Source organism: Streptomyces sp. NBC_01233, from assembly GCF_035989305.1.
Taxonomy (GTDB): Bacteria; Actinomycetota; Actinomycetes; order Streptomycetales; family Streptomycetaceae; genus Streptomyces.
Map to the genome: position 1 here is coordinate 1,858,404 of NZ_CP108514.1, position 23,080 is coordinate 1,881,483.

At 71.4% G+C, this 23,080-nt stretch carries 21 protein-coding genes; 2 read left to right on the forward strand and 19 right to left on the reverse strand.

The features are described from left to right. Positions 1 to 23 precede the first annotated feature (23 nt). The 6 genes from OG332_RS08490 to fmt form a co-directional block, all read right to left on the reverse strand. The gene (locus OG332_RS08490) at positions 24 to 320 is read right to left on the reverse strand and encodes a transposase (protein WP_442816122.1); all 297 of its coding nucleotides are present in this window, start codon (positions 318 to 320) and stop codon (positions 24 to 26) included. Positions 321 to 436: 116 nt separating this feature from the next. Further along, a complete protein-coding gene (locus OG332_RS08495) occupies positions 437 to 1,036 on the reverse strand; it encodes a hypothetical protein (protein WP_327412874.1) in 600 nt (199 codons plus the stop codon). Positions 1,037 to 1,224: 188 nt separating this feature from the next. Next, complete coding sequence (locus tag OG332_RS08500; protein ID WP_327412875.1) at positions 1,225 to 1,398, reverse strand: hypothetical protein; 174 nt, start codon at positions 1,396 to 1,398, stop codon at positions 1,225 to 1,227. A 60-nt stretch (positions 1,399 to 1,458) separates the two neighbouring features. Continuing rightward, positions 1,459 to 1,668, reverse strand: a complete 210-nt coding sequence (locus OG332_RS08505; protein WP_327412876.1) for a hypothetical protein — start codon at positions 1,666 to 1,668, stop codon at positions 1,459 to 1,461. 137 nt (positions 1,669 to 1,805) lie between these two features. Further along, a complete protein-coding gene (locus tag OG332_RS08510; RefSeq protein ID WP_327412877.1) occupies positions 1,806 to 3,266 on the reverse strand; it encodes an RsmB/NOP family class I SAM-dependent RNA methyltransferase in 1,461 nt (486 codons plus the stop codon). 140 nt (positions 3,267 to 3,406) lie between these two features. Then, positions 3,407 to 4,351 carry a methionyl-tRNA formyltransferase gene (gene fmt / locus OG332_RS08515; protein ID WP_327412878.1) on the reverse strand — a complete coding sequence of 315 codons (945 nt, stop codon included), beginning with the start codon at positions 4,349 to 4,351 and terminating at the stop codon, positions 3,407 to 3,409. A 275-nt stretch (positions 4,352 to 4,626) separates the two neighbouring features. Between fmt and OG332_RS08520 the strand changes: the two genes are divergently transcribed. Further along, complete coding sequence (locus tag OG332_RS08520) at positions 4,627 to 5,175, forward strand: hypothetical protein (RefSeq protein WP_327412879.1); 549 nt, start codon at positions 4,627 to 4,629, stop codon at positions 5,173 to 5,175. Between the two features lie 171 nt (positions 5,176 to 5,346). Here the strand turns inward: OG332_RS08520 and OG332_RS08525 are convergent, their stop codons facing one another. Continuing rightward, entirely contained in the window at positions 5,347 to 7,476 is a 2,130-nt protein-coding gene (locus tag OG332_RS08525; protein WP_327412880.1) for a primosomal protein N', read from the reverse strand. A 363-nt stretch (positions 7,477 to 7,839) separates the two neighbouring features. On the opposite strand from OG332_RS08525, the gene OG332_RS08530 reads away from it, so the two are divergent. Then, a complete protein-coding gene (locus OG332_RS08530) occupies positions 7,840 to 9,201 on the forward strand; it encodes an IS110 family transposase (RefSeq protein WP_327411792.1) in 1,362 nt (453 codons plus the stop codon). Between the two features lie 153 nt (positions 9,202 to 9,354). Here the strand turns inward: OG332_RS08530 and metK are convergent, their stop codons facing one another. From metK to OG332_RS08590, 12 genes are all read right to left on the reverse strand, one after another. After that, complete coding sequence (gene metK / locus OG332_RS08535) at positions 9,355 to 10,563, reverse strand: methionine adenosyltransferase (RefSeq protein WP_319721164.1); 1,209 nt, start codon at positions 10,561 to 10,563, stop codon at positions 9,355 to 9,357. Between the two features lie 196 nt (positions 10,564 to 10,759). Further along, positions 10,760 to 11,974 (reverse strand): bifunctional phosphopantothenoylcysteine decarboxylase/phosphopantothenate--cysteine ligase CoaBC, encoded by a 1,215-nt coding sequence (gene coaBC / locus OG332_RS08540; RefSeq protein ID WP_327412881.1) that lies wholly within the window; start codon positions 11,972 to 11,974, stop codon positions 10,760 to 10,762. Between the two features lie 107 nt (positions 11,975 to 12,081). Further along, positions 12,082 to 12,354: a DNA-directed RNA polymerase subunit omega gene (gene rpoZ, locus OG332_RS08545; protein ID WP_004948662.1), complete on the reverse strand. Its 273-nt coding sequence runs from the start codon at positions 12,352 to 12,354 to the stop codon at positions 12,082 to 12,084. A 75-nt stretch (positions 12,355 to 12,429) separates the two neighbouring features. Beyond that, positions 12,430 to 12,993, reverse strand: coding sequence for a guanylate kinase (gene gmk, locus OG332_RS08550; RefSeq protein WP_327412882.1), 564 nt, complete (start codon positions 12,991 to 12,993; stop codon positions 12,430 to 12,432). Positions 12,994 to 13,054: 61 nt separating this feature from the next. Next, the gene (locus tag OG332_RS08555; protein ID WP_030008746.1) at positions 13,055 to 13,378 is read right to left on the reverse strand and encodes an integration host factor; all 324 of its coding nucleotides are present in this window, start codon (positions 13,376 to 13,378) and stop codon (positions 13,055 to 13,057) included. Between the two features lie 304 nt (positions 13,379 to 13,682). Then, positions 13,683 to 14,525: an orotidine-5'-phosphate decarboxylase gene (pyrF, locus tag OG332_RS08560; RefSeq protein ID WP_327412883.1), complete on the reverse strand. Its 843-nt coding sequence runs from the start codon at positions 14,523 to 14,525 to the stop codon at positions 13,683 to 13,685. Continuing rightward, positions 14,522 to 15,631 (reverse strand): quinone-dependent dihydroorotate dehydrogenase, encoded by a 1,110-nt coding sequence (locus OG332_RS08565; RefSeq protein WP_327412884.1) that lies wholly within the window; start codon positions 15,629 to 15,631, stop codon positions 14,522 to 14,524. Before OG332_RS08565 ends, pyrF begins: the two co-directional genes overlap by 4 nt. 99 nt (positions 15,632 to 15,730) lie before the next feature. Further along, a complete protein-coding gene (gene carB, locus OG332_RS08570; RefSeq protein WP_327412885.1) occupies positions 15,731 to 19,039 on the reverse strand; it encodes a carbamoyl-phosphate synthase large subunit in 3,309 nt (1,102 codons plus the stop codon). Next, positions 19,032 to 20,195 carry a glutamine-hydrolyzing carbamoyl-phosphate synthase small subunit gene (gene carA, locus OG332_RS08575; protein ID WP_327412886.1) on the reverse strand — a complete coding sequence of 388 codons (1,164 nt, stop codon included), beginning with the start codon at positions 20,193 to 20,195 and terminating at the stop codon, positions 19,032 to 19,034. Before carA ends, carB begins: the two co-directional genes overlap by 8 nt. After that, positions 20,192 to 20,773 (reverse strand): PH-like domain-containing protein, encoded by a 582-nt coding sequence (locus tag OG332_RS08580; protein WP_327412887.1) that lies wholly within the window; start codon positions 20,771 to 20,773, stop codon positions 20,192 to 20,194. The genes carA and OG332_RS08580 overlap by 4 nt, the downstream gene beginning before the upstream one ends. Continuing rightward, positions 20,770 to 22,056: a dihydroorotase gene (locus OG332_RS08585; RefSeq protein WP_319721156.1), complete on the reverse strand. Its 1,287-nt coding sequence runs from the start codon at positions 22,054 to 22,056 to the stop codon at positions 20,770 to 20,772. The genes OG332_RS08580 and OG332_RS08585 overlap by 4 nt, the downstream gene beginning before the upstream one ends. A gap of 2 nt (positions 22,057 to 22,058) precedes the next feature. Then, positions 22,059 to 23,051 carry an aspartate carbamoyltransferase catalytic subunit gene (locus OG332_RS08590; protein ID WP_327412888.1) on the reverse strand — a complete coding sequence of 331 codons (993 nt, stop codon included), beginning with the start codon at positions 23,049 to 23,051 and terminating at the stop codon, positions 22,059 to 22,061. Positions 23,052 to 23,080 lie beyond the last annotated feature (29 nt).

Sequence of the window (23,080 nt, forward strand, 5' to 3'; positions counted from 1 at the left end):
CGATCCTGCTGGCCAATTCCGGATCATGCGGTGAGGGAGAGGTCGAGTCGGGCGAGGTGGCTGGTGCGGGTTCGGTCGAGGGGATGGCCGTTCCACCAGGCGTCGAGCCTGATGAGGTTGAGCGCGACTGCTGAGAATGCGTGTTCCAGGTGGGTTTTCTTCAGGCCTCGGTAGCGGGCACGTCTCATGCCGGTGACCGCGACGGCCTGGTGGATGGTGCCCTCGACGCCGGCGCGGGTGGGATACGGCCCCTTCGCCGCCGCGGCCCGCGCTGCCCGCCCGGTCGTTTCCGGCACCTGCGGCCACGGCCGCGCCCGCATCGACACCCCACACCCCACCCCGCGGCCGCAGACGGAAGAGCACGACCGCTACAGGACCAACGAGCATCACAACCGACCCGCAACGGAATTGGCCAGCAGGATCGGTGACAGCGTTCTTACCGGCACCCCAACTCGGCGAACGTCCCCGGCACGTACGTCACCACGTTGTCGGCGGTGTCCGGGTTGCCGATCGAGACGATGGCGCGCCCCATGTCCTTGCCGTCGAAGCCGAGGAGATAGGGGCGGCTGCTCTCGCTCGTGTAGCTGTCGAATCGTTTCTGTATGGCGTCCATGCCCTTGGATCCGTCCTCGATCTCCTTCCTCTTCTTCTCCCACGCCTTCCACTCGTCCGTCGGGACCATCGCGCCCTTCACCTCACGGCCCGTGATGGGGCTGATGTAGGGCCTGTAGTGCTCCGGCTCCTTCTTGAGCCAGGCGTCGTACTCCACCTGCTTGGCGGCGCGCTGTTCCGCGAGGACGAGGCGGTTCGCGTCATCGCGTACGGCGGAGGGGAGGCCGTCGAGGCCCCCGATGCTCGCGGGGTGCATGGAGACGTAGGCCTCGCGCTGTTCCTCGGTGAGGCCGTTCCACCAGTTGGCGTTGTCCTGGGGCCAGTCGTTCTTCGGCGGCGGCTTGACCGTGCGGAGATACGCGTCGGCCGCCCCGCGCACGCCTCCCTCGTCGGAGGTGGCGTCGGTCCAGTCGCCGGCGGACACGGTCAGGTCGGTCGGCCTTGAGGGCCCGTATCTTCGGCTCCCACTTGGCGTCCGCGTCCGTGGCTTCCTTGAGCGCGTCGGCGATGCGGTTCGCGTACCCCATCGCCTTGCCGTAGTTCGGGTTCGGGTTCGGGTGGATGTTCGCCGCCTGACATTCCAGGGCGTCGGAGGTCTCGGTCCCGCCCGCGCTACCGGTCACCGTGCCGCCCTCCGAGGCCTTCTCGGCGCCCGGCCCTGTCCATCTCCGCCTGGACGCCCTCGTCGGTCGTCAGCACGTCGCGGCCCACCTGGTTCAGGATTCCCTGGACCGCGCCGCACCGCTCGCTGACGCTCTCGGCGTACTTCTTCCAGGAGTCGTACACGTCCTTCTGCGCGACCGCGGTCAGACACCCGGCGGTCGAGCCGATCCCGTTCTGCCCGTCCTAGAGCTTGGTGAGCGCGGTGCCGATGGTCTGGCGGAGGGAGCCCACGCCCTCACCGGCCGTGGTCCACGCCTTCTTGCTGGACTGAAGGCCCCCCGTCACAGCGCTCGGGGCGCCGGTGCCGGGATCGGCGGGCACCTGGTTGAGCCTCATGCCCACGTGCCCCTCGCCCGCACCGGCTTTGATCTGTTCCCACTCGTCCCACGCCATGCGCGCAGCCCCCGATTGTTCCCGTTGATCACACCAGCCGGGAACACTACCTCGCACCGAAGCACGGCTCATGAGTACCCGTACCCAGGTGCACGGGCGCCCGCCCCGCTCGGGGGTCACGGGATCGGGGCCCCGCCCTACGCCGTGCGCCTCAGCAGTGCCAGGTACATCGCGTCCGTCCCGTGCAGGTGGGGCCACAGCTGGACGTCGGGGCCGTCGCCCAGGCCCGGTACGCCCGCCATGAACGGCCTCGCGTCGATCAGTTCCGCGGACACCGGCGACGCTCCCGCGCCGCGCCCCTTCAGGACGTCGTCCACGACGACCCGGGTCTCCGCCAGGTGCGGCGAGCACGTGGCGTAGCCCACGACGCCGCCCACCCGGACCGCCGACAGCGCCTCCCGCAGCAGCCCGCGCTGGAGCGGCGCGAAGCCCTCCAGGTCCTGCGGGCGACGCCGCCAGCGGGCCTCCGGGCGACGACGGAGCGCACCCAGGCCCGTGCACGGGACGTCCATCAGGACGCGGTCGAAAGAGCCGGGCCGCCACGGCGGCCGGGTGCCGTCCGCCGTGATCACCTGGTACGGGCCGGGGTTGCCCGCGAGAGCGCGCTCCACGAGCCGCGCCCGGTGCGGCTGCTTCTCCGAGGCGAGCAGGAACGCGCCGCGCTGCGCCGCGAGCGCGGCGAGCAGCGCCGCCTTGCCGCCGGGGCCCGCGCACCCGTCGAGCCAGCGCTCGTCGCTGCCCTCGACCGGCACGGCCGCCAGGGCCATCGCCACCAACTGGCTGCCCTCGTCCTGCACGCCGGCGCGGCCCTCGCGCACCGCCTCCAGGGCGCCGGGCTCGCCGCCCTCGGCCATCCGGACGGCGTACGGCGACCAGCGGCCGGGCAGCGCCGACTCCTCGCCGACCGCGTCCAGCAGCTCCTGCGGGGTGGACCGGCCGGGGCGCGCGACCAGGGTCACCTCGGGCCGCTCGTTGTCGGCCTCCAGCAGGTCCTCGATCCCCGCGCGGCCGCCGCCGAGCGCGTCCCACAGGGCGCTGACGATCCACCGGGGGTGCGAGTGGTACACCGCGAGGTGTTCCTCGGCGTCGTCCTCGTACGGCGGCGCGACCCGTTCCAGCCAGGCGTCGAGATCGTGCGCGGCGATCTTCCGCAGCACGGCGTTCACGAACTTGGCGCGCCCGTCCCCGAGCACCACCCGGGCCAGCTCCACGCTCGCGGAGACCGCGGCGTGCGTGGGGATCCGGGTGCCGAGCAGCTGGTGCGCGCCGAGCGAGAGCACGTCGAGCACCGGCGGGTCCACCTCCCGCAGCGGCCGGTCGATGCACGCCTTGATGACGGCGTCATAGGTGCCCTGCCGGCGGAGGGTCCCGTAGACCAGCTCGGTGGCCAGTGCCGCGTCGCGCGCCTGGAAGCTCTCGTCCTGGCGAGCCTTCTTCAGCAGCGGCGGCAGCACGAGGTTCGCGTAGGCGTCGCGCTCGTCCACCGCCCGCAGCACCTCGAAGGCCAGCATCCGGACGGGGTCCTTCTGGGGCCGCCGGTGCGGCTTGGCCTGACGCTGGCCTGCGGGGCTGCGACGGGGACGGGGCTGTTCGGTCACGTGAAAGGTGCTCCGGGTTTACGAGGTGCTGCGGTCATGACGTGAAAAGGTGGCGGGCGCCGCCCCGGCGGGGCGGCGGTCCGTACGGCGGCGGGTCCGCGCCGCTGCGGACGGCGCGGCTGGAATCCGCTCGGCTGGATTCAGCCTACGTCGGCCCCGCCGAGCCGCTCGCCCGGCGCGATCCGCACCCCGCGGGCCCAGTCGGCGCCGCGCATCGGCTTCTTGCCCTGGGGCTGCACCCACAGGAGTTCCACGGCGTGCGAGCCGGTTCCGACGTAGACGTTGTTCTTGGCCGGGGCCAGCTCGCCCGGCGCCAGGTCGGTGCGGTCGGCCACCAGACCCACCGAGATCAGCTTGAGCCGCTCCCCGCGGAAGACGGTCCAGGCTCCCGGGGCCGGCGTGCAGCCGCGCACCACGCGGTCGGCGCGCATCGCGGGCGCCGTCCAGTCGATCCGGGCGTCCTCCACGGTGATCTTGGGCGCGAGGGAGAGGCCGTCGTGGGGCTGCGCGACGGCGCGCAGGGTGCCGTCCTCGATGCCGTCCATGGTGGCGGCCAGCAGCCCCGAGCCGGCGAAGGCCAGCCGGGTGAGCAGGTCGCCGCTGGTGTCGGTGGGGCGGATCTCCTCGGTGAGGATGCCGTAGACCGGGCCGGAGTCCAGGCCCTCCTCGATGAGGAAGGTGGAGGCGCCGGTGACCTGGTCGCCCGCCATGATCGAGTGCTGGACGGGCGCTGCGCCGCGCCAGGCGGGCAGCAGCGAGAAGTGCAGGTTGACCCATCCGTGCTTGGGGATGTCGAGGGCGCTCTTGGGGAGCAGGGCCCCGTAGGCGACGACGGGGCAGCAGTCCGGGGCGATCTCGCGCAGCCGGGCCTGGAAGTCGGGGTCGCGGGGCCGGGCGGGCTTGAGGACCTCGATGCCGGCCTCCTCGGCGCGCTCTGCGACCGGGCTGGCGACGAGCCGGCGGCCACGGCCTGCCGGTGCGTCGGGCCGGGTGACGACGGCGGCGACCTCGTGCCGCCCGGAGGCGATCAGGGCGTCCAGGGCGGGTACGGCGACCTCGGGGGTGCCTGCGAAGACGAGCTTCACTGGGGTCCTACCTCGCTATCTCGGCTGTCAGCAGCACACCAGTCTATGGGGCGTGCGCCGACGGGCGATCCGGCGGATACCCCGCCAGGGCCCACCTGCGGCGCCGAGGGGGCGTACGCACACTCACGCGCCCCTCGCATATGCCGACACGCCCCCGCAGCGTGACCTGGGCGCCGGGTGGCGCGTTGGTCAAGAGAGATTGACCAAAACGGGCCGCGTGCTAACGGTGTCTGCGGCCCGATCCGCCCTTCAGCACCGGTTCGAGAGGCTTCTTCATGGCCGACCACGCCACCCACGACGCCCAAGCCCGGGCCAGCCTGCACCTCCTGGTGCGGGACATCGAGCGGGTTCGCCGGCAGGTGGATGCTCTGCGTACGCTCACCGCCCAGCTCGGCAACGTGTACCGCCCGCGCCGCTCCGGTCCCTCCACGGGCTTCGTCGTCTACGGCCGGGCGCCCGCGCCCACCGTCCGCCTCGCGCAGGAGCTGCGGGACAGCGTCGAGACGCTGGTCACCGCCGCCGTGGACTTCGACCGCTCGCTCGGTTTCTCATGGGATGCGGTCGGCTCGGCGCTCGGCGTCACCAAGCAGGCCGTGCACCGCCGTTACGGTGCCCGGCGGGCGCAGGCCGCCGAGTCCGCGGAGCCGCTGGCCGAGGGGACGGCCACCCGGCCCCTGGGGCCGCTGCCCACCGTGCCGGCCGCTCGCTCGGTGCCGCCGCAGCCGGTGCGCGAGGAGGCCCAGGCCGCGACCGGGGGGACCGCGGGCCGCACGCTCGGCGAGGCTCCCCGCTCCCCCGCCTTCCCCGGTCCGCGCAACGGCTGACCTGTGTCCCGCCGCCGGGACGCCGACCCCCGACGGCCGGCCGCCGCCGCTCGCCACCCCTGAAGCCGCCCCCGGCGGGACGACCCACGCGTCTCCCGCCGGGGGCTTTTGCGTTGCCGCTCCGACGGGCGCGATGCGGCGTTCGCGGTGCGGCCTTCGCCGCCGGTCCGGTCAGCCGATGTCCGGCGGGTCGATGCGGACCCGCACCGCGTCGGCCGCCGCCACCCCCCGCGCCATCCGGGCCGCCTGCGCCGATTTCAGGGCGGCGGCCAGGGCCGCGCCGCTGCCCGGCGGGACGCGGACCAGCGCCCGGTCCCCCGGGGACCGCTCCCCGCGCCGCCCGGGTATCGGGACCGGGCCCAGGATCTCCGCGTCCGGCGGCAGCCCGGCGCCCGCCAGGAAGGCCTCCACCGCCTCGCCCCGCCCGGCCACCGCCGCCATCCGCGAGACCGGCGGGAAGCCGAGCTGAGCCCGCTCCGCGAGCTCCCGTACGGCGTGGCCCACCGGGTCCCACCGCACGAGCGCCTGGACCGGCCTCAGCGTCGGCTCGGCGACCACCACGACCTGCCCGTCCCCCCGGACCAGCGAGGCGGCCCCGATCCACCGCCGCAGCGCGTCCTCGCCCGCCCGCAGGTCGGGCCGGGTCAGCATGGCCCAGCCGTCGAGCAGCAGCGCGGCCGCGTACCCGGCGCCGGCCGCCACCGGCTCGGCGCCCGGCGTGCACACCACCAGCGCCGGCCGGTCGGGCACCTCGTCGAGGACGTGGTCGCGCCCGGAGGTCCGTACGGGCACGGCCGGGAAGGCCCGGCCCAGCTCCTCGGCCGTCCGCCGGGCACCGACCACCTGGGCGCGCAGCCGGAACGAGCCGCATTCCTCGCAGTGCCAGGACGGCTCGCCGCGCCCGCACCACCCGCACTGCAGATCCCGCTGGTCGGGGGCCTCCAGCGGGCCCGCACAGACCCTGCAGCGGGCGGGCGTCCGGCACCGCTCGCACGCGAGCCGGGGGACGTAGCCGCGCCGCGGCACCTGGACGAGCACGGGCCCGGTCTTCAGCCCCTCCCGTACGGTCTCCCACGCCAGGCTCGGCAGTCGCGCGGCACGGGCCGCCTCGTCGCGGGCGAGCAGCTCGTCGCCCACGGTGCGGATCCGGGGCGCGCAGGCCCGTACCGTCTCCCGGCTCGCGACCAGCGGCCGGGCCCAGCCCGACTCGACCAGCTGCGCGGCCTCCACGGTGCAGCTCGTGCTCCCGGCCAGGAAGGCGCAGCCGTCGCTGACCGCCCGCAGTTCCAGTACCTCCCGGACGTGCGGGAACGGTGCGTTGTCGTCGCTGTGGCTGGAGTCGCCGTCGTCCCATACGGCGACCAGCCCGAGGTCCCGTACGGGGGCGAACATCGCCGCCCGGGTCCCGACGACGGCGCGCACCGAGCCCCGGCTCACGGCCAGCCACTGGCGGTAGCGCTTCTCCGGCCCGGACTCGGCGGTCAGGAGCGCGTGCCGCCCCTCGCCGAGCAGGACGGTCAGCGCCGCGTCCACCCGGGCGGCGGTACGTCCGTCGGGCACCACGGCCAGGGCCCCGCGGCCGGAGGCCAGGGTGGCGGCCATGGCGCGGGCGAGTTCGTCGGCCCAGCCCGGGCCGGGCAGGGCGGTCCACACGGCGCGCGGGGCGGCGCCGGTGGCCAGGGCCCGCAGGAAGGCGGGCCCCGCGCCGTACCGCTCCCAGCCTGCGGGCTCGGGCGCGGCGGGCGGGGGCAGGGGCTCCGGCGAGGGCTTGGCCTCGGCGCGGGCGCTCCGCGCGGGCAGGGCGAGCTGGAGCACGTCGGCGAGGCTGCCGGCGTACCGGTCGGCGACGGCCCGGGCGAGGGCCAGCATGGCGGGGCCGAGCACGACCTCGGGCGAGACCACGTGGGCGAGGGCGGCGAGCGCTCCGGTGTAGTCGGACTCGGCGCGGCGCTCCACGATGAAGCCGTCGATGAGCCCACCGCCCTCGCGGCGGCCGCCGTGCACCTGGTGGGAGCCGGCCCCGAACCGGACCCGGACGCGGACGCCGGGCTGCGCGGCCTCGGAGAGCTCCTCGGGGACGGCGTAGTCCCAGAGCTGGTCGAGGTGGAGCACGCCCTTGTTGACGAGGATCCGGGCGACGGGCAGCTCGGCCGCGAGCGCGGCCCCCCGCCAGGTGCGCGGCTTCGCCTTGGGCGCCTTGGCCTTCGCCTCGGCGACCATCTCCCGGATCAGCGCGAGCTGCTCCGGCGGGGAATCATTCGCGCTGCTCACATCAGCATTCTTACCAAACCCCACTGACATTGATACTCGTAGCGGGTTCCGGTGGTCGTGGCTCTGCCACTGACTGACACCCTGCTGGGTTGTCTTCCGGCTGTACCGTCCGGCTGCCGGGGCCCGTTCTTCATGGCTCCGGCCAGGTGGAACATGACCTGATAGGAGTCAGCCGTTCACCTGCGGTTGACGCCTCGCGAGCGTGAAAATCGGTACGGGGGCTGTCCGCCGACGCCGCTTGATGTTTGGGCTGTGAGCCCGCATAGGAGTCTGGTGAGGGAGCCGTCCGAGGGGCCGCACACTGTCGTCTCGAGCACGCCGTTCAGCTTCTCTGTCTCCCCTCAGGCTTCCCGGGCAGCCCCCGCCCGCACCTTGCGCAAGGGGAGGAAGACGATGGAGGAGTCCAGGGAGGACCACGACGACGGAAGTGTTGCCCGGGTCGCGGCGATCGACATCGCCAAGGCGTCCGGGATGGTGTGTCTGCGCGTCCCGCACGACACCATTGAAGGCCGGCGCGTCCAGCAGGTCTGGACGGTCGCGTCCACCACGAACGCGATCCTCGAGCTCGGCGACCGGCTGGTCTGCCAGGGTGTCCAGCGGGTGGTGATGGAGGCGACGGGCTCGTACTGGCGGCCCTTCTTCTACCTCTTGGAGGCCCGTGGCCTGGAATGTTGGCTGGTCAACGCCCGCGATGTGAAGAACGTCCCGGGCCGGCCGAAGACCGACAAGCTGGACGCGGTCTGGCTGGCCAAGCTCGCCGAACGCGGCATGGTCCGCGCTTCGTTCGTACCGCCCAAGCCGGTCCGGCAGCTACGGGACCTCACCCGCACCCGCACGGTCTTCATCCAGGAACGCACCCGGCACAAGCACCGGGTGGACAAGGCCCTGCAGGACGCGCAGATCAAGCTGTCCGACGTTGTCTCGGACCTCTTCGGCCTCTCCGGCCGGGCCATGCTCGACGCCCTGGCCGCCGGTGAACGCAACCCCCGAGCTCTGGCGGATCTCGCCAAGGGGAGCCTGGTGAAGAAGAAGCCGGCCCTGGCCGAGGCACTCACCGGGCAGTTCGAAGAACATCACGGCCGCCTGCTGGGAGTGTTGCTGGGCACCATCGACCACCTCACCGCGCAGGTCCGGGAACTCGACCGGCTGATCGCCGACCTCATGGAACAGACCAGGGCCCCGCACGACGGCACCGGAACCGGACCGCCCCGCACAGACGACACCAGCACGTCGTCAGCCCGTGACGCTGTGACCGCGCGGGAACTGGCCGAGCGTCTGGACGCGGTCCCCGGCATCGGACCGGCCACCGCCCAGATCATCCTCGCCGAGATCGGCTTGGACATGAGCCGCTTCCCCACCCCCGAGCACCTGGTCTCCTGGGCGAAGCTGTGCCCCCGCACGATCCAGTCCGGAGCGAAGAACACCACCGGCCCAGCCGGCAAAGGCAACCCCTGGCTCAAGGGCGCCCTCGGCGAGGCCGCCAACGCCGCCGCCCGCACCGACACCTTCCTCGGCGCCCGCTACCGCAGGATCGTCAAACGCCGCGGCCACGCCAAAGCCCTCGTCGCCGTCGCCCGCTCGATACTCGTCATCACCTGGCACCTGATCAACGACCCCGACGCCCGCTACCAGGAACTCGGCGCCGACTGGCACCAGCGACATCTCAACCCCGCCCGCAAGACCCGCGACCTCGTCCGCCAGCTCCAGGCCCTCGGCCACCAGGTCACCCTCGCCGCCCCCACTACTGCGGCCTGACCGCACTCCTCGTTCCCGACGTCCGTCCCGCTCCGCGGAACGGACGCTGCCGCCTGCCCGGCTGAGGTTCGATTTTCCGTTCAGCTTCAGCCGCGGCATGCGAACGGCCCCGGACCAGAAGGTCCGGGGCCGAACGCATGCGAGCGGTGGTGCTTACAGACCGGCGGCCGTGCGCAGGGCGTCGACGCGGTCGGTGCGCTCCCAGGTGAAGTCCGGCAGCTCACGGCCGAAGTGGCCGTAGGCGGCGGTCTGGGCGTAGATCGGGCGCAGCAGGTCCAGGTCGCGGATGATCGCGGCCGGGCGCAGGTCGAAGACCTCGCCGATCGCGTCCTCGATCTTCTGGACCTCGACCTTGGCGGTGCCGAAGGTCTCGACGAAGAGACCCACGGGCTCGGCCTTGCCGATGGCGTACGCGACCTGGACCTCGCAGCGCGAGGCGAGACCGGCGGCGACGACGTTCTTGGCGACCCAGCGCATCGCGTACGCGGCGGAGCGGTCGACCTTGGACGGGTCCTTGCCGGAGAAGGCGCCGCCACCATGGCGGGCCATGCCGCCGTAGGTGTCGATGATGATCTTGCGGCCGGTCAGGCCGGCGTCGCCCATCGGGCCGCCGATCTCGAAGCGGCCGGTCGGGTTCACCAGCAGGCGGTAGCCCTCGGTGTCGAGCTTGATGCCGTCCTCGACGAGCTGGGCCAGCACGTGCTCGACGACGAACTCGCGGATGTCCGGGGCGAGCAGCGAGTCCAGGTCGATGTCGGAGGCGTGCTGCGAGGAGACCACGACGGTGTCCAGGCGCACGGCCTTGTCACCGTCGTACTCGATGGTGACCTGGGTCTTGCCGTCGGGGCGCAGGTACGGGATCGTCCCGTTCTTGCGGACCTCGGACAGCCGGCGCGAGAGCCGGTGCGCGATGTGGATCGGGAGCGGCATGAGCTCGGGGGTCTCGTCGCAGGCGTAGCCGAACATCAGGCCCTGGTCGCCGGCGCCCTGCTTGTCGAGCTCGTCCTCGTCGCCCTCGACCCGCTTCTCGTAGGCGGTGTCGACACCCTGCGCGATGTCCGGGGACTGCGCGCCGATGGACACCGACACGCCACAGGAGGCGCCGTCGAAGCCCTTCTTCGAGGAGTCGTAGCCGATCTCGAGGATCTTCTCGCGGACGAGCTGCGCGATCGGCGCGTAGGCCTTCGTCGTCACCTCGCCCGCGATGTGCACGAGACCGGTGGTGATGAGGGTCTCCACGGCCACGCGCGAGGTCGGGTCCTCGGAGAGGAGCGCGTCGAGGATCGTGTCGCTGATCTGGTCAGCGATCTTGTCGGGGTGGCCCTCGGTCACGGACTCCGAGGTAAACAGACGACGGGACACAACGCTCCCTGGGGTTGCAGCGGCTGCTGGCTGATCATTTGGCGGAACCACACCGGGGGCTGCGCCCGATCACGTTCCTCATGCAGTTTATCGGTCGCCACCGTTTCCGGGACCACCCGTCTCGCCTTATGGGAGCCGTGTGACCTGCGGCACCTCATTCTGACGCACGGAGGTGATCAGGAGAAGGGCAATCGGCTCAGGCGCGTCGCGGCTGCAGTCGGACGGCCACTTGGTCCCAAATGGCTTCGGCCAGCGCCTCCTTCGGTCCATAGGGCACCTGGATCTCTGCCCCTTCAGAGACCAGGATGATCGCCTCATTCTCCTCAGAACCAAAGGTTCGCGCCTCGCCGACCTCGTTCACGACGAGAAGATCACATCCCTTGCGCAGGAGCTTGGCCCGGCCGTTGGGGAGGACGTCGTCGGTCTCGGCGGCGAATCCCACCACCACCTGCCCGGGCCTGGCCCGGTCGGCCGAGATCTCGGCGAGAACGTCCGGATTTCGCACGAGCGCGACCGGTGCGGGGTCCTGTCCGTCCTTCTTCTTGATCTTCCCGCCCGCGTACTCGGCGGGCCGGAAGTCGGCCACGGCGGCGGCCATCACCACGACGTCGGCGTCCGCGGCCGCCTCGAGCACGGCCTCCCGCAGCTGCACGGCCGTCCCCACCCGTACGACGTCCGCCCCGGCCGGGTCGGCCAGCGCGGTGTTGGCGGCCACCAGGGTGACGCGGGCCCCGCGGGCGACGGCCGTACGGGCGAGCGCGTAGCCCTGCTTGCCGGAGGAGCGGTTGCCGAGGAAGCGGACCGGGTCCAGCGGTTCCCGGGTGCCGCCGGCGCTGATCACCACGTGCCGCCCGGCGAGGTCCGGCTCGCCCACCCCGCGCGCCAGGACCCTGCGGCAGACCTCGTAGATCTCCGCGGGGTCGGGCAGCCGCCCCTTGCCGGTGTCCTTGCCCGTGAGCCGGCCGACGGCGGGCTCGATGACGAGGGCGCCGCGCCGGCGCAGGGTGGCCACGTTCTCCTGGGTGGCGGGGTGCTCCCACATCTCGGTGTGCATGGCGGGGGCGAAGACCACTGGGCATCGGGCGGTGAGCAGCGTGTTCGTGAGCAGGTCGTCCGCGAGCCCGTGGGCGGCCTTCGCCAGCATGTCGGCGGTGGCCGGGGCGACGACGACGAGGTCGGCGGACTGCCCGATGCGCACGTGCGGCACCTCGTGCACGGTCTCCCACACCTCGGTGGAGGCCGGGTTCCCGGACAGGGCGGCCCAGGTCGCCTCGCCGACGAAGTTCAGGGAGGCCGCCGTGGGCACGACCCGCACCTCGTGGCCGGACTCGGTCAGCAGACGGAGCAGCTCGCACGCCTTGTAGGCGGCGATCCCGCCGCTGACCCCCAGCACGACCTTCGGCTTACCCACCACGCACTCCCCTTCGAGCCTTGTCGACGTCCGTCGTTCCTCCCCATGACACACCACAGGCCCGGCAGATGTTCTGCCGGGCCTGTGGTGAAAGGATTTCTCGCGCCTTACTGGGCCGGGGCCTCGATGGCCTCGGAGGTCAGCAGACCCGCGTTGATCTCGCGCAGCGCGATCGAAAGCGGCTTCTCGTGGACGTGGGTGTCCACCAGCGGGCCGACGTACTCCAGCAGGCCCTCACCGAGCTGCGAGTAGTACGCGTTGATCTGACGCGCGCGCTTGGCCGCGTAGATCACGAGGCTGTACTTCGAGTCCGTGGCCTCGAGCAGCTCGTCGATCGGCGGGTTGATGATGCCCTCGGGCGCAGTAATGGAAGAGGACACGCTCTACCTTCCGAAGAATGTGGGAAAGATCGAATCGATCAAGATCTGCTCGATCATGAAAAATCGACCAATGATTCAGCCAACTTCCATCAAGGCTAGCAGCTCACGAGCCACGTCCTCGACGGAGGTGTTGACCAGGGTGGTGTCGAACTCCGACTCGGCAGCGAGCTCGATCTTGGCGGAGGCCAGCCGGCGCTCGATGACCTCGGCCGATTCGGTGCCCCGGCCGGTGAGCCGGCGGACCAGTTCGTCCCAGCTCGGCGGTGCCAGGAAAACGAGCCGGGCGTCGGACATCGACTCGCGGACGAGCCGTGCGCCCTGGAGGTCGATCTCCAGCAGTACCGGCTCGCCACCGTCCAGGCGTTCCAGCACCGCGCCGCGCGGTGTGCCGTAGCGGTTGCCCGCGAACTCGGCCCACTCCAGCAGCTCGCCGTTGGCGATCAGCTTGTCGAACTCGTCGTCATTGACGAAGAAGTAGTGGACTCCGTGTCGCTCACCGGGCCGCGGCTTGCGGGTGGTGGCCGACACCGAGAGCCATACCTCGGGGTGAACCTTGCGCATATGCGCGACGACCGTGCTCTTGCCGACCCCTGAGGGGCCGGAGAGCACGGTCAGCCGCGGACGAACCTCTGCTGCCATAGAGCGATTATCCAGGTTCTCGGGACTGCCTGAGAACGCCGGGAGAACTTCAGTCGACGCCTCAGGCGCCGGTGCTGCCGAACTCACGCTCCAGAGAGGCGATCTGGTTGGAACCGAGACCTCGGACACGCCGGGACTCGGAGATGCCGAGACGCTCCATGATCTGCTTGGCGCGCACCTTGCCCACGCCTGGCAGAGACTCCAGCAGGGCGGAGACCTTCATCTTGCCGATGACGTCGTTCTCCTGGCCCGTCTTGATGACCTCTTGGAGCGAGGCACCGGAGTGCTTGAGTCGATTCTTGACCTCGGCCCGCTCCCGGCGAGCCGCGGCGGCCTTTTCGAGCGCGGCTGCGCGCTGTTCAGGGGTAAGGGGCGGAAGAGCCACGCCTACGTCACCTCGGATGTCGAACTGTCGGATACGGACCGGTGGGCAGCCCGAAGGCACCACACCTGGCGAGCTCCCGAACAGCGATGGAAACGCGTTCGCTGCACGTTCACTCTGCTCGGAGACTAGCGGGCAACACCGCTCCAGTCAGCGAGAACGGACGAAAAGTCCTGGTCAGCCTCCACTGAACCGTACATCACGGACAAAATACCTCTGTTTTGTCCGATGAAGAGCGTTCGGGTTTCGCCAAGAAGTGCGAGAGGCCGCGCCGCGGGAGATGCGGGCGGCCTCCACGGACGGTCGATTACGCGGAGACGGCCTCGCCGATCTCGTCGGCGAACCGACGCGCCGAGTCGCGCAGCGCCGTGACGTCCGGACCGTGCTTCAGGACGCCCCGCGACACGTTCGGGACGACGTTGCGCACGGCCTTGCCGAACACCGCCGGCAGGTCCGCCGCCGTCGCGCCCTGCGCGCCGATGCCGGGGGCCAGCAGGGGCCCGTTGATGTCCAGGTCGAAGGAGGACAGGTCGCCCAGCGTGGCTCCGACCACCGCGCCGAAGGACCCCATCGGAGCGGCGTCCGCGTTCTCCGCCGCCAGGTGCGCCAGCATCGTCGCGCCGATGGTCCGGCCGTCCTCCCGGACCGCCCGCTGGACCTCCGCGCCCTCCGGGTTCGAGGTCAGGGCGAGCACGAACAGGCCGGCGCCCGAGGCTCGGGCCAGGTCCACCGCGGGCTTCAGCGAGCCGTAGCCCAGGTACGGGGAGACCGTCAGCGCGTCCGAGAACAGCGGCGAGGCCGGGTCCAGGAAGGCCGAGGCGTACGCGGCCATGGTCGAGCCGATGTCGCCCCGCTTGGCGTCCATGACGACCAGGGTCCCGGCCGCCCGGGCGTCCGCCACGGTCTGCTCCAGGACGGCCACGCCCTTGGAGCCGAACCGCTCGAAGAAGGCCGCCTGCGGCTTGAAGACCGCCACCGACTCCGCGAGCGCCTCCACGACGGTGCGGGAGAACCGCTCCAGGCCCGCGATGTCGTCGGACAGGCCCCACTGGGCCAGCAGCTCGGCGTGCGGGTCGATGCCCACGCACAGGGGTCCGCGGGTGTCCATCGCCTGGCGCAGGCGGGTGCCGAACGGGGTCACAGCGCTCACTTCGCGGCCTTTCGGGTCTCGGCGCCCACCGCTTCGGCGAGCGTCGCGTACGGGCTGACGGCCAGGCGCGCGGCCAGGCCCTTGTGGATGGCGCGGGCGTAGCAGGGGCCCTCGTAGATGAAGGCGCTGTAGCCCTGGATCAGCGTGGCCCCGGCCAGGATCCGCTGCCAGGCGTCCTCGGCGTTCTCGATGCCGCCGACCCCGACCAGGACCAGCCGGTCCCCCACACGGGCGTACAGGCGGCGCAGGACCGCCAGCGAGCGCTCCTTGACCGGGGCGCCGGACAGTCCGCCGGTCTCCTTCACGAGGGACGGGGAGGACTTCAGGCCGAGCCCCTCCCGCGCGATCGTGGTGTTCGTCGCGATGATGCCGTCGAGTCCCAGCTCCAGGGCCAGGTCGGCGACCGCGTCGACGTCCTCGTCGGCCAGGTCGGGGGCGATCTTGACCAGCAGCGGGACCCGGCGGTCGGTCACCGTGCGGTCCGCGGCCTCCCGTACGGCCGTGAGCAGCGGGCGCAGCGACTCGGTGGCCTGGAGGTTGCGCAGCCCCGGGGTGTTCGGCGAGGAGACGTTCACGACGAGGTAGTCGGCGTGGCGGGCGAGCCGCTCGGTGGAGGCGACGTAGTCCGCCACCGCCTCCTCCTCCGGCACGACCTTCGTCTTGCCGATGTTGACGCCGACGACCGTCTTGAAGACGGGCCGGCGGGCCGCCAGGCGGTCCGCCACGGCCGCGGAGCCCTCGTTGTTGAAGCCCATGCGGTTGATCAGCGCGCGGTCCGGTACGAGGCGGAACAGCCGCTTCTTGGGGTTGCCGGGCTGCGGCTCGGCCGTGACCGTGCCGATCTCGATGTGGTCGAAGCCGAGCATCGACATGCCGTCGATGGCCACGGCGTTCTTGTCGAAGCCGGCCGCGAGGCCGAAGGGGCCGTGCATGCGCAGGCCGAGGGCCTCGGTGCGGAGCTCCTTGTGGCGGGGGGCGAGGTAGGCCGCCACGAAGGTGCGCAGCACGGGGGTGCGGGCCGCGAGGCGGATCCAGCGGAAGGCCGTGTGGTGGGCCTTCTCCGGGTCCATCCGCTTGAAGACCAGGTTGAAGAAGAGTTCGTACATCGTCGAGAGGATCCCTCTGCGCTCATGGAAAGGGGGACACCCGTCGTGAAACCGGTGTCCCCCCTCCCGTTACCGGGCTGTGCGGGCTGTACGGACTGGTCAGGCGCGGGCCGCGGTCAGGTGCTCCGCGTGCTCCTGGAGGGAGCGCACGCCCACGTCGCCGCGGTTGAGCGCGTCGATGCCCTGGACGGCCGCGGCGAGCGCCTGGACCGTGGTCAGGCAGGGGACGCTGCGGGCCACCGCCGCCGTGCGGATCTCGTAGCCGTCGAGGCGGCCGCCGGTGCCGTACGGGGTGTTGACGATCAGGTCGACCTGGCCGTCGTGGATCAGCTGGACGATGGTCTTCTCGCCGTTCGGGCCCTCGCCCTCGCTGAGCTTGCGCACCACGGTGGCGTTGATGCCGTTGCGGCGCAGCACCTCGGCGGTGCCGGAGGTGGCCATCAGCTCGAAGCCGTGGGCGACGAGCTCGCGCGCCGGGAAGATCATCGAGCGCTTGTCGCGGTTGGCGACGGAGATGAACGCCCGGCCCTTGGTGGGCAGCGGGCCGTAGGCGCCGGCCTGCGACTTGGCGTAGGCGGTGCCGAAGACGGCGTCGATGCCCATGACCTCGCCGGTGGAGCGCATCTCCGGGCCGAGGACGGTGTCCACGCCGCGGCCGTGGATGTCGCGGAAGCGCGACCACGGCATGACGGCCTCCTTGACGGAGATCGGCGCGTCGATCGGCAGGGTGCCGCCGTCGCCGGTCTTCGGCAGCAGGCCCTGCTCGCGCAGCTCGGCGATGGTGGTGCCGAGCGAGATGCGGGCGGCGGCCTTCGCCAGCGGGACGGCGGTCGCCTTCGAGGTGAAGGGGACGGTCCGGGAGGCGCGCGGGTTGGCCTCCAGGACGTAGAGGATGTCGCCCGCCATCGCGAACTGGATGTTGATCAGGCCGCGGACGCCGACGCCCTTGGCGATGGCCTCCGTGGAGGCGCGCAGGCGCTTGATGTCGTAGCCGCCGAGCGTGATCGGGGGCAGCGCGCAGGCCGAGTCGCCGGAGTGGATGCCGGCTTCCTCGATGTGCTCCATGACGCCGCCGAGGTAGAGCTCGTGGCCGTCGTAGAGGGCGTCGACGTCGATCTCGATCGCGTCGTCGAGGAAGCGGTCGACCAGCACGGGGCGGGTCGGGGAGATCTCGGTGGACTCGGCGATGTACGACTCCAGGCGGGCCTCGTCGTAGACGATCTCCATGCCGCGGCCGCCGAGCACGTAGGACGGGCGGACGAGGACCGGGTAGCCGATCTCGTCGGCGATGGCCTTCGCACCCGTGAAGGTGGTGGCGGTGCCGTGCTTGGGGGCCGGCAGGCCGGCCTCGGCGAGGACCTGGCCGAACGCACCGCGGTCCTCGGCGGCGTGGATGGCCTCGGGCGAGGTGCCGACGACGGGCACGCCGTTGTCCTTGAGCGCCTGGGCGAGACCCAGGGGGGTCTGGCCGCCGAGCTGGACGATGACACCGGCGATGGGGCCGGCCAGCGACTCGGCGTGGACGATCTCCAGCACGTCCTCGAGCGTCAGCGGCTCGAAGTACAGGCGGTCGGAGGTGTCGTAGTCCGTGGAGACGGTCTCCGGGTTGCAGTTGACCATCACGGTCTCGAAGCCGGCGTCGCTGAGCGCGAAGGAGGCGTGGACGCAGGAGTAGTCGAACTCGATGCCCTGGCCGATGCGGTTCGGGCCGGAGCCCAGGATGATGACCGCGGGCTTGGTGCGCGGGGCGACCTCGGACTCCTCGTCGTACGAGGAGTAGAAGTACGGGGTCTTCGCGGCGAATTCGGCGGCGCAGGTGTCGACCGTCTTGTAGACCGGGCGGACGCCGAGGGCGTGGCGGACCTCGCGGACGACGTCCTCGCGCAGGCCGCGGATCTCGGCGATCTGGGCGTCGGAGAAGCCGTGGCGCTTGGCCTCGGCGAGCAGCTCGGGGTAGAGCTTGTCGGCCGCCGTCAGCTCGTCCGCGATCTCCTTGATGAGGAAGAGCTGGTCGACGAACCAGGGGTCGATCTTCGTGGACTCGAAGACCTCTTCCTGGGTGGCGCCGGCGCGGATGGCCTGCATGACGGTGTTGATGCGGCCGTCGGTCGGGCGGACCGCCGTGCGCAGCAGCTCGTCCTTGTCACCCGGGTCGCCGACGAAGGTGAACTGCGAGCCCTTCTTCTCCAGGGAGCGCAGGGCCTTCTGGAGCGCCTCGGTGAAGTTGCGGCCGATGGCCATGGCCTCGCCGACCGACTTCATGGTGGTGGTGAGGGTGGCGTCGGCGAGCGGGAACTTCTCGAAGGCGAAGCGCGGGGCCTTGACGACGACGTAGTCGAGGGACGGCTCGAAGGAGGCCGGCGTCTTCTCGGTGATGTCGTTGGGGACCTCGTCGAGCGTGTAGCCGATGGCCAGCTTGGCGGCGATCTTGGCGATCGGGAAGCCGGTGGCCTTCGAGGCGAGCGCCGAGGAGCGCGAGACGCGCGGGTTCATCTCGATGACGATGACGCGGCCGTCGGTCGGGTCGATCGCGAACTGGATGTTGCAGCCGCCGGTGTCGACGCCGACCTCGCGGATGATCGCGATGCCGATGTCGCGCAGCCGCTGGTACTCGCGGTCGGTCAGCGTCATCGCCGGGGCGACGGTGATCGAGTCACCGGTGTGGACGCCCATCGGGTCGAAGTTCTCGATGGAGCAGACGACGACCACGTTGTCCTTGGTGTCGCGCATCAGCTCCAGCTCGTACTCCTTCCAGCCGAGGATGGACTCCTCCAGGAGCACCTCGGTGGTCGGGGAGAGCGTGAGGCCCTGGCCTGCGATGCGGCGCAGCTCCTCCTCGTCGTGGGCGAAGCCGGAGCCGGCGCCGCCCATGGTGAAGGAGGGGCGCACGACGACCGGGTAGCCGCCGAGGGTCTCGACGCCCTTGATGACGTCGTCCATCGAGTGGCAGATGACCGAGCGGGCGGACTCGCCGTAGCCGATCTTCGCCTTGACGGCCTCGACGACGCCCTTGAAGAGGTCGCGGTCCTCGCCCTTGTTGATGGCCTCGACGTTGGCGCCGATGAGCTCGACGCCGTACTTCTCCAGCACACCCTGCTCGTGCATGGAGATCGCGGTGTTGAGCGCGGTCTGGCCGCCGAGGGTCGGCAGGAGCGCGTCGGGGCGCTCCTTCGCGATGATCTTCTCGACGAACTCGGGGGTGATCGGCTCGACGTACGTGGCGTCGGCGATCTCCGGGTCGGTCATGATCGTCGCGGGGTTGGAGTTGACCAGGATGACCCGCAGGCCCTCGGCCTTGAGGATGCGGCAGGCCTGGGTGCCGGAGTAGTCGAACTCGGCGGCCTGTCCGATGACGATCGGGCCGGAGCCGATGACCAGGACGGACTGGATATCGGTGCGCTTAGGCACGCTCGGCCTCCATCAGGGCGGTTTCCATCAAAGACGTGAAGCGGTCGAAGAGGTACGCGGCGTCGTGCGGGCCGGCAGCCGCCTCGGGGTGGTACTGGACGGAGAAGGCCGGCTGGTCGAGCAGCTGGAGGCCTTCGACGACCTGGTCGTTCAGGCAGACGTGGGAGACCTCGGCGCGGCCGTAGGCGGTCTCGGTGACCTTGTCGAGGGGCGCGTCGACGGCGAAGCCGTGGTTGTGCGCGGTGATCTCGACCTTGCCGGTGGTGCGGTCCTGCACCGGCTGGTTGATGCCGCGGTGGCCGTACTTCAGCTTGTAGGTGCCGAAGCCGAGCGCGCGGCCCAGGATCTGGTTGCCGAAGCAGATGCCGAAGAGCGGGGTCTTGCGCTCCAGCACTCCCTGCATGACGGCGACGGGGCCGTCGGCGGTGGCCGGGTCGCCCGGGCCGTTGGAGAAGAACACGCCGTCCGGGTTGACCGCGTACACGTCCTCGACGGTGGCGGTGGCGGGCAGCACGTGCACCTCGATGCCGCGCTCGGCCATCCGGTGCGGGGTCATGCCCTTGATGCCGAGGTCGACGGCGGCGACGGTGAAGCGCTTCTCGCCGATCGCGGGGACGACGTACGCCTCCTTGGTGGCGACCTCGGCGGAGAGGTTCGCGCCCTTCATCTGCGGCTGCGACTGGACCTTGGCCAGCAGGGCCTCGTCGCGGATGCCCGTCCAGGCGTCGCCGGAGAAGATGCCGACGCGCATGGCGCCGCGCTCGCGCAGGTGGCGGGTCAGGGCGCGGGTGTCGATGCCGGAGATGCCGACGACGCCCTGCTTGACCAGCTCCTCGTCCAGCGAGCGCTGCGAGCGCCAGTTGGAGGGGACGCGTGCGGGGTCGCGCACGACGTAGCCGGCCACCCAGATGCGGGAGGACTCGGGGTCCTCGTCGTTGACGCCGGTGTTGCCCACGTGCGGGGCGGTCATCACGACGACCTGCCGGTGGTACGACGGGTCGGTGAGGGTCTCCTGGTATCCGGTCATGCCGGTGGAGAACACGGCCTCGCCGAAGGTCTCCCCCACAGCGCCGTAGGCACGGCCGCGGAAGATCCGACCGTCCTCCAGGACGAGTACGGCGGGAGCTTTGGCTGCTCCCCTGGTGGAGGTCGTCATCGTTCGGCGCCTTCCGTCGTGATGGATGAGTTCATGGAGTTGATCGCCTCGACCCAGGCGGCGTGTTCGGCCGCGCGGTCGGAGCGGAATCCGGAGTCGATCAGCTTGTCGCCGTGCGCCCAGGTGACGACGAGCAGACCGCCCTCGGTGAGTACCTTGCCCGCGATTCCCTTGTCGAGGCGGGCGCCGCGCAGCTGCGCGGCCGGTACGAAGAAGTCGTTGGCCCCCGGTCGGACCACGTCGAGGCCCGCGTCGGTGAGCGTGAGCTCGACCCGGCTGCGCAGGCCCAGGCCGTGGGCGACGATCCGGTCGAGCCACTGCCCGGCGGTGGTGGACCCGTGGTACCGGCCGGTCAGGGCCAGCCGGTGCTCGGGAAGGCCGTCGGGGGCGGCGGGCAGCTCCGGCAGATCGTTCTGCAGAGCGCCGCGCCATTTCCAGCCCTGCCGCATCAGCCAGTACACGAACGCGATGAAGACGATCAGGCCGACCACCCACGCGATGCGGGCGCCGACGCTGGTCACCTCCGCCGACTGTCGTTCGGCGGCCTCGGCGGCCAGTTGGATTACTGCAGGTGTCACGCCAGTTTCCCGTCCACGACCGTTGCCCGGCCCCGCAGGAAGGTGTGAGTGACGCGCCCCGGCAGCTCACGGCCCTCGTAAGGCGTGTTGCGGCTGCGGGAGGCGAAGTGTGCGGGGTCCACGACACCACGGTACGAGGTATCGACCAAGGTCAGGTTCGCGGGTTCACCTGCCGAGACGGGACGGCCGTGGTTCTCCAGGCTGCCGATGCGCGCCGGAGCGAAGGACATCCGCTCGGCGACCCCGGCCCAGTCGAGCAGCCCGGTCTCCACCATCGTCTGCTGGACGACGGAGAGCGCCGTCTCCAGGCCGACCATGCCCATGGCGGCGGCGGCCCACTCGCAGTCCTTGTCCTCGTGCGGGTGCGGGGCGTGGTCGGTGGCGACGATGTCGATCGTGCCGTCGGCGAGGGCCTCGCGCAGGGCCAGCACGTCGCGCTCGGTGCGCAGCGGCGGGTTGACCTTGTAGACCGCGTTGTACGAGCGCACGAGCTCCTCGGTGAGGAGGAGGTGGTGCGGGGTGACCTCGGCGGTGACGTCGATGCCGCGGGACTTGGCCCAGCGGACGATCTCGACGGAGCCGGCGGTGGAGAGGTGGCAGATGTGGACGCGGGAGCCGACGTGCTCGGCGAGGAGGACGTCGCGGGCGATGATCGACTCCTCGGCGACGGCCGGCCAGCCGCCCAGACCGAGCTCGGCGGAGACGATGCCCTCGTTCATCTGGGCGCCCTCGGTGAGGCGGGGCTCCTGGGCGTGCTGGGCGACGACGCCGCCGAAGGCCTTCACGTACTCCAGGGCGCGGCGCATGATCACGGCGTCGTCCACGCACTTGCCGTCGTCGGAGAAGACGGTGACGCGGGCGGCGGAGTCGTGCATGGCGCCCAGCTCGGAGAGCTGCTTGCCCTCCAGGCCGACGGTGACGGCGCCGATGGGCTGCACGTCGCAGTAGCCGGACTCCTTGCCCAGGCGCCAGACCTGCTCGACCACGCCGGCGGTGTCGGCGACGGGGAAGGTGTTCGCCATCGCGAAGACGGCGGTGTAGCCGCCGGAGGCTGCGGCGCGGGTGCCGGTGAGGACGGTCTCGGAGTCCTCGCGGCCGGGCTCGCGCAGGTGGGTGTGCAGGTCGACGAGGCCCGGCAGGAGGACCTGGCCCTCGGCCTCGATGACGGTCGCGCCCTCGGCGGACAGGCCGGTGCCGACCTCGGCGATGGTCTCGCCGTCGATCAGGACGTCCTGCGCCTCGCCGCCGAGTACCTTCGCGCCACGGATAAGGATCTTGCTCATGGTTACTTGGTCTCCTCGGTGCGCGCGGCGGCGGGGGTGGTGGTGACGGCGGGCTCGGAGCCTCCGAGCAGCAGGTACAGGACGGCCATCCGGGTGGAGACGCCGTTGGCGACCTGCTCGACGGCCGTGCAGCGGTCGGAGTCGGCGACCTGGGCGGTGATCTCCATGCCGCGGTTCATGGGGCCGGGGTGCATCACGATGGCGTGCTCGGGCATCTTCGCCATGCGGTCGCCGTCGAGCCCGTACCGGCGGGAGTACTCGCGCTCCGTCGGGAAGAAGGCGGCGTTCATGCGTTCGCGCTGCACACGCAGCATCATCACCGCATCGGACTTCGGCAGCACGTCGTCGAGGCTGTACGAGACCTCGCACGGCCAGGTCTCGACGCCGATCGGGACGAGCGTGGGCGGGGCCACCAGGGTGACCTCGGCGCCGAGGGTGTGCAGCAGGTGGACGTTGGAGCGGGCCACGCGGCTGTGCAGGACGTCGCCGACGATCGTGATCCGGCGGCCGTTCAGGTCCTTGCCGAGGCCGGCGTCGCGGCCGACCAGGCGGCGGCGCATGGTGAAGGCGTCCAGCAGGGCCTGGGTGGGGTGCTCGTGGGTGCCGTCGCCGGCGTTGACCACGGCGGAGTCGATCCAGCCGGAGGTCGCGAGCCGGTAGGGCGCGCCGGAGGCGTGGTGGCGGATGACGACCGCGTCGGCGCCCATGGCCTCCAGGGTCAGCGCGGTGTCCTTCAGGGATTCGCCCTTGGAAACGGAGGAACCCTTGGCGGAGAAGTTGATGACGTCGGCGGAGAGTCGCTTGGCGGCCGCCTCGAAGGAGATCCGGGTGCGGGTCGAGTCCTCGAAGAAGAGGTTGACGACCGTGAGACCGCGCAGGGTGGGCAGCTTCTTGATCGGCCGGTCCGCGACGCGGGCCATCTCCTCGGCGGTGTCGAGGATCAGGACGGCGTCGTCGCGCGTGAGATCGGCGGCCGAGATGAGGTGGCGCTTCATCTGGATGGCTCCGTAGGTCGGGAGGGCAG

Bases quoted from the DNA above. Each gene is read 5' to 3' on its own strand.
- OG332_RS08530 (WP_327411792.1), top strand. From the start codon at position 7,840: ATGGAGGAGTCCAGGGAGGACCACGACGACGGAAGTGTTGCCCGGGTC.
- OG332_RS08505 (WP_327412876.1), bottom strand. From the start codon at position 1,668: ATGGCGTGGGACGAGTGGGAACAGATCAAAGCCGGTGCGGGCGAGGGG.
- gmk (WP_327412882.1), bottom strand. From the start codon at position 12,993: ATGGCAGCAGAGGTTCGTCCGCGGCTGACCGTGCTCTCCGGCCCCTCA.
- carA (WP_327412886.1), bottom strand. From the start codon at position 20,195: ATGACGACCTCCACCAGGGGAGCAGCCAAAGCTCCCGCCGTACTCGTC.
- OG332_RS08525 (WP_327412880.1), bottom strand. From the start codon at position 7,476: ATGTCAGTGGGGTTTGGTAAGAATGCTGATGTGAGCAGCGCGAATGAT.
- OG332_RS08520 (WP_327412879.1), top strand. From the start codon at position 4,627: ATGGCCGACCACGCCACCCACGACGCCCAAGCCCGGGCCAGCCTGCAC.
- OG332_RS08490 (WP_442816122.1), bottom strand. From the start codon at position 320: ATGCGGGCGCGGCCGTGGCCGCAGGTGCCGGAAACGACCGGGCGGGCA.
- OG332_RS08585 (WP_319721156.1), bottom strand. From the start codon at position 22,056: ATGAGCAAGATCCTTATCCGTGGCGCGAAGGTACTCGGCGGCGAGGCG.
- OG332_RS08565 (WP_327412884.1), bottom strand. From the start codon at position 15,631: ATGTACGAACTCTTCTTCAACCTGGTCTTCAAGCGGATGGACCCGGAG.
- OG332_RS08590 (WP_327412888.1), bottom strand. From the start codon at position 23,051: ATGAAGCGCCACCTCATCTCGGCCGCCGATCTCACGCGCGACGACGCC.